The sequence below is a fragment of the Pseudomonas synxantha genome (assembly GCF_900105675.1).
GTDB lineage: Bacteria > Pseudomonadota > Gammaproteobacteria > Pseudomonadales > Pseudomonadaceae > Aquipseudomonas > Aquipseudomonas synxantha.
The window spans coordinates 4,656,006-4,669,949 of the sequence record NZ_LT629786.1 but is presented as its reverse complement, the minus strand read 5'-3'; the positions used below and the strand labels follow the sequence as shown (position 1 = coordinate 4,669,949).

General features: G+C 61.2%; 12 protein-coding genes. 6 read left to right on the top strand and 6 right to left on the bottom strand.

Translation table 11 applies throughout. The features are described from left to right. Positions 1-111: 111 nt before the first annotated feature. On the bottom strand, positions 112-1,113 hold the full coding sequence (gap, locus tag BLU48_RS21640; RefSeq protein ID WP_005791003.1) for a type I glyceraldehyde-3-phosphate dehydrogenase: 1,002 nt from the start codon (positions 1,111-1,113) through the stop codon (positions 112-114). A gap of 221 nt (positions 1,114-1,334) precedes the next feature. On the opposite strand from gap, the gene edd reads away from it, so the two are divergent. The 4 genes from edd to BLU48_RS21620 all read left to right on the top strand — a co-directional run bounded on the left by edd (position 1,335) and on the right by BLU48_RS21620 (position 6,413). After that, on the top strand, positions 1,335-3,161 hold the full coding sequence (gene edd / locus BLU48_RS21635; protein ID WP_057021643.1) for a phosphogluconate dehydratase: 1,827 nt from the start codon (positions 1,335-1,337) through the stop codon (positions 3,159-3,161). Further along, entirely contained in the window at positions 3,158-4,114 is a 957-nt protein-coding gene (locus BLU48_RS21630; protein WP_057021642.1) for a glucokinase, read from the top strand. The genes edd and BLU48_RS21630 overlap by 4 nt, the downstream gene beginning before the upstream one ends. Positions 4,115-4,219: 105 nt before the next feature. Beyond that, positions 4,220-4,954, top strand: coding sequence for a response regulator (locus BLU48_RS21625; RefSeq protein WP_046069370.1), 735 nt, complete (start codon positions 4,220-4,222; stop codon positions 4,952-4,954). Then, positions 4,944-6,413, top strand: coding sequence for an ATP-binding protein (locus BLU48_RS21620; protein WP_057021641.1), 1,470 nt, complete (start codon positions 4,944-4,946; stop codon positions 6,411-6,413). The genes BLU48_RS21625 and BLU48_RS21620 overlap by 11 nt, the downstream gene beginning before the upstream one ends. Positions 6,414-6,535: 122 nt before the next feature. On the opposite strand, the gene BLU48_RS21615 is transcribed toward BLU48_RS21620, so the two are convergent. Then, the gene (locus BLU48_RS21615; protein ID WP_057013244.1) at positions 6,536-7,465 is read right to left on the bottom strand and encodes an AraC family transcriptional regulator; all 930 of its coding nucleotides are present in this window, start codon (positions 7,463-7,465) and stop codon (positions 6,536-6,538) included. 328 nt (positions 7,466-7,793) lie between these two features. Between BLU48_RS21615 and BLU48_RS21610 the strand changes: the two genes are divergently transcribed. After that, on the top strand, positions 7,794-8,135 hold the full coding sequence (locus BLU48_RS21610; RefSeq protein WP_043050050.1) for an antibiotic biosynthesis monooxygenase family protein: 342 nt from the start codon (positions 7,794-7,796) through the stop codon (positions 8,133-8,135). Positions 8,136-8,176: 41 nt separating this feature from the next. Beyond that, the gene (locus tag BLU48_RS21605; protein ID WP_057021792.1) at positions 8,177-8,422 is read left to right on the top strand and encodes a hypothetical protein; all 246 of its coding nucleotides are present in this window, start codon (positions 8,177-8,179) and stop codon (positions 8,420-8,422) included. A 124-nt stretch (positions 8,423-8,546) separates the two neighbouring features. Here BLU48_RS21605 and BLU48_RS21600 read toward each other — a convergent pair whose 3' ends face one another. The 4 genes from BLU48_RS21600 to BLU48_RS21585 all read right to left on the bottom strand — a co-directional run bounded on the left by BLU48_RS21600 (position 8,547) and on the right by BLU48_RS21585 (position 13,877). After that, positions 8,547-9,179: a flavin reductase family protein gene (locus tag BLU48_RS21600; RefSeq protein ID WP_057021640.1), complete on the bottom strand. Its 633-nt coding sequence runs from the start codon at positions 9,177-9,179 to the stop codon at positions 8,547-8,549. 73 nt (positions 9,180-9,252) lie between these two features. Continuing rightward, positions 9,253-10,572: an MFS transporter gene (locus BLU48_RS21595; RefSeq protein ID WP_046069366.1), complete on the bottom strand. Its 1,320-nt coding sequence runs from the start codon at positions 10,570-10,572 to the stop codon at positions 9,253-9,255. A gap of 219 nt (positions 10,573-10,791) precedes the next feature. Beyond that, the gene (locus tag BLU48_RS21590; RefSeq protein ID WP_057021639.1) at positions 10,792-12,117 is read right to left on the bottom strand and encodes a sigma-54-dependent transcriptional regulator; all 1,326 of its coding nucleotides are present in this window, start codon (positions 12,115-12,117) and stop codon (positions 10,792-10,794) included. Next, positions 12,111-13,877 carry an ATP-binding protein gene (locus tag BLU48_RS21585; protein ID WP_057021638.1) on the bottom strand — a complete coding sequence of 589 codons (1,767 nt, stop codon included), beginning with the start codon at positions 13,875-13,877 and terminating at the stop codon, positions 12,111-12,113. The genes BLU48_RS21590 and BLU48_RS21585 overlap by 7 nt, the downstream gene beginning before the upstream one ends. Positions 13,878-13,944: the final 67 nt, after the last annotated feature.

The window sequence follows — 13,944 nt, the reverse complement described above, 5'->3', positions numbered from 1 at the left end:
GTGAATGATAATGCTTATCATCAACTGAAATGGCAAGTGGCTATTTCCCTGAACCTACTCTGGACAAAATGTAACTGTGGGAGGGGGGCTTGCTCCCTCCCACAGGTGGAGTTACTCGGCGTTGCAGAGCGCCAGGCAGTTATCCAGCATGCGGTTAGAGAAGCCCCACTCGTTGTCGTACCACGCCAGCACCTTGAGCAGCTTGCCGCTGACCTTGGTGTGGTTGGCGTCGAAGATCGACGACAGTGGGTTATGGTTGAAGTCACTGGAAACCAGCGGCAGGGTGTTGTAGCCGAGGATCTTCGAATGTTGGCTGGCCTGTTTCAGCAGGGCATTGACCTCATCGGCAGTGGCTTCTTTCTTCAATTGCACGGTGAGGTCCACCAGGGACACGTTGATCACCGGTACACGCACCGCCATGCCGGTCAGCTTGCCCGCCAGTTCCGGCAGCACCAGGCCCACCGCTTCGGCGGCGCCGGTCTTGCTCGGGATCATGTTCTGGGTGGCCGAACGCGCGCGGTACGGGTCGGTGTGGTAGACGTCGGTAAGGTTCTGGTCGTTGGTATAGGCGTGAATGGTGGTCATCAGGCCGCTTTCGATGCCCAGTTCGCGGTGCAGAACCTGGGCCACCGGCGCCAGGCAGTTGGTGGTGCACGAGGCGTTGGAGATGATCTGGTGGGATTGACGCAAAATGTCATGGTTTACCCCGTAAACCACAGTGGCATCCGCGCCCTTGGCCGGTGCCGAGATGATCACCTTGCGTGCGCCGGCGGTAATATGGGCGGCAGCCTTGTCACGGTCGGTGAACAGACCGGTGCATTCGAACACTACGTCAATCTTGTGTGCAGCCCACGGCAGGTCGGCGGGGTTGCGAATGGCACTGACGGCAATCCGGTCACCATTGACGGTCAGGCTTTCCTGATCGTGGGCGACCTCTGCATCGAAAGTGCCATGCACGGTGTCGTACTTGAGCAGGTGGGCATTGATCGAGCTGTCGCCCAGATCATTGATGGCGACGATCTGCAAATCCTGGCGGTAGCCTTGGGTATACAGTGCGCGCAGGACATTACGGCCGATACGGCCAAAACCATTGATTGCGATACGTAGAGTCATTGGAAAGTGCCTGTCGTCGATTTGTTGTAAGAATTACAAGATTATTCGCATAAAAATAGAAAACAAGCCTTTTTAGTGGCAATATTTTGTTCAATCTACAACGAGTGACCTGAATCAACTGGTCCGATGATCCAAACGACCCCCTGCCATCCCATGAGCCGTGGGCGTTTGATCAGCATAGACACTCAGGTCGCCACATCCGTTAGCCTGGAGTTCTATACATGCATCCCCGCGTCCTTGAGGTCACCGAACGGCTTATCGCCCGCAGCCGCGCCACCCGCGAGGCCTACCTTGCGCTCATTCGCGGCGCCGCCAGCGACGGTCCGATGCGCGGCAAGCTGCAATGCGCCAACTTCGCCCACGGCGTGGCCGGTTGCGGCACCGAAGACAAAAACAGCCTGCGCATGATGAATGCCGCCAACGTGGCAATTGTTTCTTCGTATAACGACATGCTCTCGGCGCACCAGCCTTATGAACATTTCCCTGAACAAATAAAGAAAGCCCTACGTGAAGTGGGCTCGGTTGGCCAGTTCGCCGGCGGCACGCCCGCCATGTGCGACGGCGTGACCCAGGGTGAGCCGGGGATGGAGCTGAGCCTGCTCAGCCGTGAAGTCATCGCCATGTCCACGGCGGTAGCGCTGTCCCACAACATGTTCGACGCCGCGCTGATGCTGGGGATCTGCGACAAGATCGTCCCCGGCTTGATGATGGGCGCGCTGCGCTACGGCCACCTGCCGATGATCTTCGTGCCCGGCGGGCCGATGCCGTCGGGCATCTCCAACAAGCAGAAGGCCGATGTGCGCCAGCGCTACGCCGAAGGCAAGGCCAGTCGCGAGGAGCTGCTGGAATCGGAGATGAAGTCCTACCACAGCCCCGGTACCTGCACCTTCTACGGCACCGCCAACACCAACCAGTTGCTGATGGAAGTGATGGGCCTGCACTTGCCGGGCGCGTCGTTCGTCAACCCGTACACGCCGCTGCGTGATGCGTTGACCCGCGAGGCCGCGCACCAGGTCACCCGCTTGACCAAGGCCAATGGCAACTTCACGCCGATCGGCGAGATTGTCGACGAGAAGTCCATCGTCAACTCCATCGTCGCCCTCAACGCCACGGGCGGTTCCACCAACCACACCCTGCACATGCCGGCCATCGCCATGTCGGCGGGCATCATCCTGACCTGGCAGGACATGGCCGACCTTTCCGAGGTGGTGCCGACCCTGTCCCACGTGTATCCAAATGGCAAGGCCGACATCAACCACTTCCAGGCGGCGGGCGGCATGTCGTTCCTGATCCGCGAACTGCTCGAAGCCGGCCTGCTCCACGAAGACGTCAACACCGTGGCCGGCAAGGGCTTGAGCCGATACATCCAGGAACCGTTCCTGGTGGACGGCGAGCTGGTCTGGCGCGACGGCCCCATCGAAAGCCTCGACGAAACCATCCTGCGCCCGGTGGCCCGTGCGTTCTCGCCCGAAGGCGGCCTGCGCGTGATGGAAGGCAACCTTGGCCGTGGCGTCATGAAAGTCTCGGCGGTGGCGCCGGAGCATCAGGTTGTCGAAGCGCCGGCGGTGGTGTTCCAGGACCAACAGGACCTGGCGGACGCTTTCAAGGCCGGCCTGCTGGAAAAAGACTTCGTTGCAGTGATGCGCTTCCAGGGCCCGCGCTCCAACGGCATGCCTGAATTGCACAAGATGACGCCGTTCCTCGGTGTGTTGCAGGACCGTGGTTTCAAAGTTGCGCTGGTGACAGACGGGCGTATGTCCGGCGCCTCGGGTAAGATCCCCGCCGCGATTCACGTCAACCCCGAAGCCCAGAGCGGCGGGCCACTGGCGCGAGTGCAGGATGGCGATATCATCCGCGTGGATGGCGTAACCGGCACCTTGGAGCTTAAGGTAGACGCCGCAACCTTTGCAGCGCGCACGCCTGCCACGGGCCTGTTGGGCAATAACGTGGGCGCCGGTCGTGAGCTGTTTGCATTCATGCGCTTGGCCGCAAGCTCCGCAGAGCAGGGCGCCAGCGCCTTTACCTGTGCCTTGGAGACGCTTAAGTGAAACTTGCGCTGGTCGGTGACATCGGCGGTACCAACGCCCGCTTTGCGTTGTGGCGGGACCAGGAGCTGCATTCGATCCGCGTGCATGCCACCGCAGATCACTCGAGCCCTGAGGAGGCCATCAAGGTCTACCTCAAGGAAGAGGGCCTGCAAGTCGGCGATATCGGCGCGGTGTGCCTCTCGGTAGCCGGGCCGGTGAGCGGTGATGAATTTAAATTCACCAACAATCATTGGCGCCTGAGCAAGACTGCGTTTTGCCAAGCGCTGCAGGTGCAAGAACTGCTGCTGGTCAACGATTTTTCCGCCATGGCCCTGGGCATGACGCGCCTCAAGCCCGATGAATTCCGCGTGGTCTGCCAAGGCACGCCGGAACCGTTGCGCCCGGCCGTAGTGATCGGCCCGGGCACCGGCCTCGGTGTGGGGACGTTGCTGGATTTGGGCGCTGGCCGCTTCGCGGCGCTGCCGGGGGAGGGCGGACATGTCGACCTGCCCCTGAGCAGCCCGCGGGAAACCCAGCTGTGGCAGCACATTTACAACGAGATTGGCCATGTCAGCGCCGAAACCGCGTTGAGCGGCGGTGGGTTGCCGCGTCTGTACCGCGCCATCTGTGCGGTCGACGGGCATACTCCGGTGCTGGACAGTCCCGAGGCTATTACCGCAGCGGGGCTGGCCGGTGACCCGGTGGCGATGGAAGTGCTGGACCAGTTCAGCATCTGGCTGGGCCGGGTGGCGGGCAATAACGTACTGACCACGGGTGGGCGCGGTGGTGTTTACATCGTGGGTGGGGTAATACCGAGGTTTGCCGACTTCTTTATCGCCAGCGGTTTCGCCAAGAGCTTTGCGGATAAAGGTTGCATGAGCGACTACTTCAAGGGCATTCCGGTGTGGTTGGTGACCGCGCCGTATTCCGGGTTGACCGGGGCGGGTGTGGCGCTTGAACAGGCTTTTGCGTAGGCAGTGATGGCCTCATCGGGGGCAAGCCCCCTCCCACTTGTGTGGAAGGGGGCTTGCCCCCGATGAGGCCCTGAAGAGCACCCCCATAACAACAAGGAGGACCCCGTGAGCGTAATCAGTAAATCCATTCTCCTCGTCGACGACGACCAGGAAATCCGCGAATTGCTGCAAACCTACCTCAGTCGCGCCGGCTTCCAGGTGCGTGGCGTGCCGGATGGCGCGGGGTTCCGCCAGGCGATGAACGAGGCGCCGTGCGACCTGGTCATTCTCGATGTAATGCTGCCGGACGAAGACGGTTTCAGCCTTTGTCGCTGGATCCGCCAGCACCCTCGCCAGGCGCAGGTGCCGATCATCATGCTCACCGCCAGTTCCGACGAAGCCGACCGGGTGATCGGTCTGGAGCTGGGCGCCGATGACTATATCGGCAAGCCATTCAGCCCCCGAGAATTGCAGGCGCGCATCAAGGCGCTGCTGCGCCGTTGCCAGTTTGGCCAGGAACGCGGCAGCAGTAGCGACGTGCTGGTGTTCGACGAGTGGCGTCTGGATATGATCAGCCATCGGCTTTTCCACGTTGATGGTGAAGAGGTGATCCTCTCCGGTGCCGACTTTGCCTTGCTCAAATTGTTTCTCGATCACCCGCAACAGATCCTCGACCGCGACACCATCGGCAACGCCACTCGTGGCCGTGACCTGATGCCCCTGGACCGTATCGTCGACATGGCTGTCAGCCGCCTGCGCCAGCGCCTGCGTGATACTGAAAAACCCCCGCGGCTGATCCGCACCGTGCGCGGCAGCGGTTACCAGCTGGCAGCCAGCGTGGTTGCCGGCAATGCCCACTGAACACCCGGCCGAACGCCGTCGCCGCTTTCCGGTACCGCGCTCCCTACTGGGGCGCATGCTGCTGCTGACCTTGCTGGTGGTGCTGTTCGCCCAGGCATTGTCCAGCGTGATCTGGGTCTCGCAGTTGCGCGCCACCCAACTTGAGGGCCTGGTCACCAGCGCCCGTAGCCTGGCGCATTCGATGACCGCCAGCGTAAGTTATTTCCGTTCGCTGCCGGTGGCCTATCGGCCCTTGGTGCTCGACCAGTTGCGCAGCATGGGCGGCACGCGTTTTGTCGTGACCCTCAATGATCGCCCGCTGGATATGGCCTTGCTGCCGCAAACCCCGCGCAAGCAGGCGGTGCTGGAAGCGGTCGATGACGTGTTGCGCCAGACTCTGGGCGCCAACGTGCTTATCTCGGTGGAGTTCGTCAGCGCCGAGGACCTGCGTATCTTCAATGCCGGCTTGAAGCTCGACGAGCTGCCGCGTTCCTGGGCGCATTACGCCTTGACCCTGGAACCGGTGAACCCGCCGGTACTGGTCACCCAGATCCAGCTTGCCCCCGGAGAATGGCTGTACATCGCCTCACTGTTGCCCGAGCCCTATACCAGCCTCGAGGAGCAGAGCCTGCCGTCCCAGCAGGTGTGGTTTATCGTGCTGACCAGCGGCTTGCTGCTGCTGTTCATCGGCCTGCTGGTGCACTGGCAAAGCCGGCCGCTCAAGCGTCTGGCGCGGGCGGCGCGTGACATGTCCCTGGGCGCCGATGTGGAACCGGTGGCCGAAGGCGGCGGCAGCGAAGTGGTGGAGGTAGGCCGTGCCTTTAATGCGATGCGCGAACGCATCAGCCGTTACCTGACCGAACGCAGCCAGTTGTTCAGCGCGATTTCCCACGATTTGCGCACACCAATTACTCGCCTGCGGCTGCGGGTAGAGTTGCTTGAAGACGAAAACCTGCAAGCCAAGTTCGGCCGCGATTTGGATGAATTGGAGTTGCTGGTCAAGGGCGCGCTGCAATGCGTGAAAGACACCGACATTCACGAAAACATCCAGCCGGTGGACCTCAACCATGTACTCGAATGCCTGGTGGAGCCGTACCTGGCACCCAACGGCAACGGTCGCGTGTCCCTGGATGGCGCGGCCCTGACGACCTACCCGGGCAAGCCGCTGGCGCTCAAGCGATGCATCGGCAACCTGATCGACAACGCCTTGAAGTATGGGCAGAACGCGCATTTGCATATCGAGGACGATGGCGCGCAGTTCATCCTGCATGTGGATGATGAAGGGCCAGGTGTGCCGGAGCAGCGCCTGGAGCAAGTCTTCGAACCGCACTTTCGCCTGGCCGGCCAGCAGCAGGGGTATGGGTTGGGATTGGGGATTGCGCGCAATATTGCCCATAGTCATGGAGGGGAAGTGAGTTTGCAAAACCTGCGCGAAGGCGGCCTTCGCGTCACCCTGCAACTGCCCCGCGGACTTGACTGAACACACGCTGATTAAATGTGGGAGGGGGCTTGCTCCCGATAGCGGAGTGTCAGGGAATGAATCCTTGGCTGACACGCCGCCATCGGGAGCAAGCCCCCTCCCACATTTTGATCTCCATCCATTCAAATACTTTGGCGCAACCGGGCCAGGTCGCGCAGCGGCGGCGCGCCAAACAACCGGCTGTATTCCCGACTGAATTGCGACGGGCTTTCATACCCTACCCGATAGCCCGCCGCCGAGGCTTCCAGCCCTTCGGCAATCATCAGTCGCCGCGCCTCCTGCAAACGCAGTTGTTTCTGGTACTGCAGCGGGCTCATGGCGGTGATCGCCTTGAAACGATGGTGCAAGGTCGAGACGCTCAGGTTCACTTCCTTGGCCAGGTCGTCGATGCGCAGCGGTTGTTCATAGTTGCCGTTCAGCCATTTGATCGCCTGGCTGACCCGATGGCTCTGGCTGTTGGCCACGGCGATTTCATACAGGCGATAACCCTGCGGGCCCCGTAGCAAACGGTAGAGGATTTCCCTATTGATCAACGGCGCGAGCATGGCGATATCTTTGGGCGTATCCAGCAGCCGGGTCAGGCGCAGCACGGCGTCGAGCAATTGGTGGTCGATGCGGTCGACGTACATTCCGCGGGTCGACGGGCGCGAGGGCACGCCCATGGGCCCGGCCTCTGCGATCAGGGCCGTCAGTTGCGTTGGGTCGATGTTGATACGCACGGAGAGGTTGGGGTTCTCGGCGGTGGCATCGATAATCCGCCCGGCCACCGGCATCGCCACCGAGAACACCAGGTAGTTGAGCGGGTCGTAGGCGAAGATTTCGTCGGCCAGGCGCACTTCCTTGCTGCCGCTGGCCAGGATGCACAGCGCAGGTTCCACCAGCACCGGCATGAAATCCCGCGGTGTGTTGTGGCGGTTCAGGTACAGCGAGGTAATCGCGGTGCCGTAGGAGCCGTCTTCCCAGGTATGGCGGTGCACGATACTGGCCAACTCGGCGCGTTGCTTTTCCATCTCGGCATCGAGGGGAGTGGACTTCGGATCGGGCGACGGCATGGGGCGTCCTCTACACGCTACTTTGATGGGCTCAGCTTAGCGGCGGCTTTTTAAATAGTGTTACGTCGATTCTGCCTGATCCTTGCCTGATCCTGCGATCTGTCGTGAATCAGGCAAGCGCCAGGCCTGTCATCTCCCTGAAACACTGGGCAGGCGCGTGGAATAAATCCTGTGGGGCAAACGTCTTATCTACGCTTTTCGCAGGATTGTGCAATAAGCCGGCAGGAATCGACTAACCGCGTCCACACCCGCGCCGTTATCTTTGATCCTGTGGCAACACGCCCCCACAGTGCTTGCCGAGCATCACTTCTCAACGGGAGAGTCGAACATGTCCACCCCCATTCCCGCGAGCCATATGGCCTTTATCCGCGCCCGTAGCGGGTGCAGCACCGAACTCGGTGCACGCTTGAGCAGTTTGATCGAACCAGGACGCCAGGCCGAGGGTTGCCTGCAATTCTCGTTGCAGCATTCCCAGGTCGACCCCGATGTCTGGCTGGTCTCGGGGTTCTGGAGCAGCGAGCAGGCCATGAGCGCCTACTTCAACTCGCCGGCCCTGATGATCCTCACCGAGCTGTTGAACGACATGGTGATCCGCAGCATGGACTTCCAGACCTTCACCGATGCATCTGCCGCCCATGCCTACGGCGAGTACCTGCAACTGGCCGGTTGAGGGTTACAATGGCCGACTTTCCATTGGCCAGGACCTGCAACATGGCACGTAGACAATTTGCCCACCACGAAGCCGTTTCCGCCGTAGTACCGGGAGAAGGTGGCTACAGCGCCGCCGTCGCCGTCAAGGCACTGGATGGCATGGGCGCCCCGCAGTTTCACAAGATCCTTGAAGGGCAGACGTTCAAGACGGCGTCCGATGCCGATGATGCGGCGACGCTGCAACTTGAGTGCCTGGTCGATGTGGATGCAGAAGGCCAGCTGAGCTGGGCACCTGCTGCGAACTAAACAACGCAGATGAGCAAATGTGGGAGGGGGCTTGCCCCCGATAGCGGTGGGTCAGTCAGCTTATTTTTCGCTGACACACTGCTATCGGGAGCAAGCCCCCTCCCACATTTTTATTGCATTTCAATCAGAGTTTTGTGGCGCCTGGACGGTACATTTTGAACAGGGCTTCCGGCCCCAGTTGGAAGTAATCTGCCGGGCCACCCCCCCGCAAAATTGGCTCGGCAGCAGCGGTGTCGTAGATCCCATCCTTTAGCAACCACTTGGCAATGTGCACCGCCACCACTTCGCCCAGCACCAGCCAGCTCGGTACCAATTCCTTGTCGGCGCGTTGTAGTTGAATGATCTGCGTCACTTTGCATTCGAACGACACCGGGCTCTCGCCGACGCGGGGTACAGCGACGACTTTCGAAGCCACCGGTGTCAGGCCGGATAACTCGAATTCGTTCACCTCAGGCGAGACCGCCGCGCAGCTCTGGTTCATCTGCTCGGCCAGCGGGCGGGTGGCCAGGTTCCATACGAACTCGCCGGTCTGTTCGATGTTGTTCAGGCTGTCTTTGCGCCCGACACTGGAAAAACCAATGATCGGCGGAATGTAGTTGAACGCATTGAAGAAACTGTAGGGCGCCAGATTCAGGCGACCTTCGCGGTCGTGTGACGAAATCCAGCCAATCGGCCGCGGGCCGACAATCGCGTTGAACGGATCATGGGGCAGGCCGTGGCCGTTGGCGGGTTCGTAGAAGTGGATATCGTCGGACATGACCTGTTCTGCTCTCAATTCTGAAGCCCACATCATATCCAATATGGGAGGGGGCTTGCCCCTCCCACATTTTTTAGTCCGTGGTAATCCGCGAATGCTTGCGCGTGTCCTTCATGGTCACGTAGACCATCAGCGACACTGCGATACACGCGGTCACGTACCAGTAGTAGCCGGTTTCCATGCCGATGCTCTTGAACCACAGGGCGATGTATTCAGCGGTACCGCCGAAGATCGACACGGTCAGGGCATACGGCAGGCCCACGCCCAGGGCGCGGATTTCGGTGGGGAACAGTTCGGCTTTCACCACGGCGTTGATCGATGTGTAGCCGCTGACGATGATCAGCGCCGCCATGATCAGGAAGAACGCACCCCACCAGGACTGGATGGTGTGCAGGGTAGTGAGGATCGGCACGGTGAACAGGGTGCCGAGGACACCGAAGGCGATCAGGATCGGCCGCCGGCCAATCTTGTCCGACAGCCCGCCGACCAGGGGTTGCAGGCACATGAACAGGAACAGCGTGGCCGCCGAGATGGTCGTGGAGTCGGAGATACTCATGCCGACCGTGTTCACCAGGTATTTCTGCATGTAGGTTGTGTAGGTGTAGAACGCCAGGGTGCCGCCCATGGTCAGGCCAACCACGGTCATCAGTTCCTTGGGGTGGCGCATCAAGGTGCGCATGGCGCTTTCCTTGGCTTTTTCCTTCTTGGTGAACGACTCGGTTTCTTCCATGCCACGACGCAGATAGAGCGCGACCACTGCACACAAGGCACCGATGGCGAACGGGATACGCCAGCCCCAGGCATACAGCTGCTCGGTGGTCAGCAGTTGTTGCAGCACGATCAGCACCGCCAGCGCGATGAGCTGGCCGGAGATCAGGGTCACGTACTGGAAGCTGGAGTAGAAGCCACGGCGTTCCTTGGTCGCCATTTCACTGAGGTAAGTGGCAGAGGTGCCGTATTCGCCACCGACCGACAGGCCCTGCAGCAAACGGGCAAACACCAGCAGGATCGGCGCGCCGATACCAATGACTTCATAGCTTGGGCTCAGGGCAATCAGCAGGGAGCCGAAGCACATCAGGTAGACCGAGGCCATCAGGGCTTTTTTACGTCCGACTTTGTCGGCATACAGGCCCATCAGCCAGCCACCGATCGGGCGCATCAGGAAGCCCACGGCGAAAATCGCGGCGGTGTTGAGCAATTGGGCGGTGGTGTCGCCCTTGGGGAAGAAGGTCTTGGCGAAGTACAGCGAGAAGGCGGCGTAGACGTACCAGTCGTACCACTCGACCATGTTGCCCACCGACCCGCTGAAGATCGATTTGATTCGACTGGAAGTGGTGCGTTCTTTTGCCGGCGCAGCCGCCGACCCCAGAGGCAAGGTATTGGAGTTATCCATTGAAGGATCCTTCATCTAGTTGTTTTTATGGAGCGTGCTTGAGCACTGCCTGGTTCGGGCTATAGCAGGAGCTGTGCCAGATAGATGAAGGCCCGGAATAGAAGGGTTGCAGGATTTTTTTGAGCGGAAAGTTGCCGATGATTTTCGGCTGGTAAGCGGAAATCCGCTTATGGTTGCTGGCGCCATCTGGGGCAAGCCCTGATGGCGATCGGAAGGTCGCTAGAGAAACATCTCCCTTGCCAACCCATGCCGCTGCATCTTTTCATTGAGGGTCCGGCGCGGCAGTTGCAGCTCGGCCAGCACTGCCTTGATATCGCCTTTATGCCGAGTTAATGCGGCTTTCAGGCAATGTGCCTCGAACGCTTCCTGTTGCGCCGCCAACGATTGCCCGGCCTCGATGCCGTCCGGTTCCGGATCGCCGAGCCCCAACACCTGGCGCTCGGCGACGTTGGCCAGTTCACGCACGTTCCCCGGCCAGTCATGACTGAGCAGGCGCCCCAACTGTGGCCCACTCAAGGGTTCGACATGACGCCCCAAACGTTCAGCAGCACTTTGCGCGAAATGGTCGTACAGCAACGGAATATCTTCGCGGCGCTCGCGCAACGGCGGCAGGCGCAGTTGCGCGACGTTCAGGCGATAGGCCAGGTCTTCACGAAAACGCCCGGCGCGGGCCTCTTCCAGGAGGTCAGGCTTGGTGGCGGCGATGATGCGCAGATCCACATGGATGCTTTGGTTGGAACCCAGCCGCTCCAGCTTCTGTTCCTGCAACACCCGCAGCAATTTCACTTGTTGGGCCAGGGGCATGCTTTCGATCTCATCCAGGAACAACGTGCCGCCATGGGCGTATTCCAGCTTGCCGATGCGTTTGCCCTGGGCGCCGGTAAAGGCGCCGCTTTCGTGGCCGAACAACTCGGCTTCAAACAGCTGCTCGGGGATGGCGGCACAGTTGAGTGCTACAAACGGCTTTTTCGCCCTGGGGCCAAAGTCGTGCAGGCAGCGAGCAACCAATTCCTTGCCGCTGCCCGTCTCGCCACGGATCAGCACATTGACCGGCAGGGTCGCCAGGTCCAGCACCTGGCGGCGCAGGTTCTGCAAGCTGCGGGAGACCCCCAGCAGGCTGGATTCCAGCTGTGCGCGGTGATCGGCCTGTTGATGCAGGCGGCGGTTTTCCAGGATCAGGCCACGCTTGTCCAATGCCCGGCGCAGGCTGTTGAGCAGGGCCTCGGGGCTAAAGGGTTTCTCCAGGAAATCGTAGGCACCGTCGCGCATGGCTTCGACGGCCATCGGCACGTCACCATGGCCGGTGAGCAAAATCACCGGCAGGTCGGCATCGCGACGCTTTACCTCGGCCAGCAACTCAAGGCCGCCGAGCCCGGGCATGCGCACATCGCTCAAAATCACACCGGAAAAGTCTTTGGGCAGGTGCGCCAGGCATTCTTCGGCGCGACTGAACAATTGCACCTCAAACCCCGAAAGGCTCAGCCATTGCTCGACGGCGGTGCGAATGCTGGCTTCGTCATCGACCACAATTACGGCGTTCAACATGGCGCTGGCGTCTCCAATGCAATCGGCAAGGTCAGGGTAAACACTGCGCCGTCGCCACGGTTGCCGGCGCTCAGGCGCCCGCCCAATTCATGCACGATAGCGTAGGACACCGCCAGCCCCAAGCCGAGGCCATCGCCCACCGGCTTGGTGGTGAAGAACGGATCGAACACGCTGTTCAGGTGCTCTTCGGCAATCCCGCCGCCGCTGTCGCTGACAGTCAACTGCCACAGCTGCTGATCGGCATGCAGGCGGATTTCCAGGCGCTTGCGCGGCTTGTCGGCCATGGCGTCCAGCGCGTTGCGCAGCAGGTTGATCAGTACCTGTTCCAGGCGGATCGCGTCGCCGCGTACCCAGGCCGGGCGCGTCAGGTTGAGCACGACGCCGATGGCTTCGTCACGCAGGCGCGCGTCGAGCAAGTGCAGGGACTGATCGACCACGGTGGCCAGGTCCAGGCGTTCACGCAGGCCGCTGGGGCTCTTGCGGGCGAAGGTCTTGAGGTGCCCGGTGAGCGCGGCCATGCGCGTGAGCATGTCATCGAGCGGCGTGAGTGCCTTGTAGGCATCGTCGACGCGGCCGTGGTCGAGCAACAGGCGCAGTGTTGCCAGTTGCATGCGTTGGGCCGTCAACGGTTGGTTGATTTCATGGGCGAGGGCGGCGGACATCTGCCCCAGTGCCGCCAGCTTGGCCGACTGCACCAGGCCGTCCTGGGCGGTGCGCAGCGCCTGGGTGCGCTCCTCGACCAACTGTTCCAGCTCTTCGCGGCTGCGCTGACGCAAGCGGGCCAGGCGCCAGCGCTGGCTGAGGAACAGCGCCAGGAATACCAGCGCCAGCCAGGAACCCGCGGCGGCGAGACCGGCGTTGCGTTGGTCCTCAAACGGGAACTGGGGTTTGCGCAGCAGGTGCAGGGTCCAACCCTCGGCTTTCAACGGCAGGGACTCCCAGATGTAGTTGGCATTACCGTCGGGGCCATTGACGCGCATCAAATGGCTGTTGTCGTCGAAGCGCTGCAAGACGCTGGTCTCCAGCGGCTGCAGGTGTTTCTTGTCGTATTGGCGGGTGGCCTTGAGTTCAGCCAGGTCAGTTTCGGACAACGGTCGCAGGTTGCGATAACGCCAGCCCGGCTGGTTGGCGATAAACACAATGCCCCGCGCATCGCTGACCAACAGCAAGTCATTACCCTGGGCCCATTCGCGTTCAAGCTCAGGGAATTCCAGCTTGACCACCATGGCGCCGAGGAACTGCTCGTGCTCATCGACCACCGCGCTGGAAAGGAAGTAACCCGGAATGCCAGTAGTCACCCCCACCGCGTAAAAACGCCCGGTGCCTTGGCTCAGGGTCTGGCTGAAATACGGGCGAAATGCGTAGTTGTGGCCGACATAGCTGCTGGGCAAATTCCAGTTGCTGGCGGCCACCGCCAGGCCGCTGCGGTCCATCAGCTCCAGGGTGGATGATTGGGCGGCGCCGTTGATGCGTTCGAGCTTGCGATTGAGCACGTCCTGGGTGGTGCTATCCAGCGGGCCCTTCAAGGCGCGGATCATTTCCGAGTCCAGGGCCAGCACGGCGGGCAGGGCGCGGTAGCGTTCGATCAGGGTGTGCAGGGAGTTGGCATACAGCGCAAGTTGCTGATTGGCGCGAGCGGCGTCATCCACCAGGGCCTGGCGTTCGGCATGGCGTGTGGCCAAGGCAGCGGCCAGCACCGCACCGGCGATGATCAATAACGAGTAAAAGGTCAGGCGCAGGGGGCGAGGGATCACGATCATACGATGATGAACAGGCACGGTAAGGGCGAGCACCATACCATGAGCTGTCTGGAACGTGTGTGGGAGG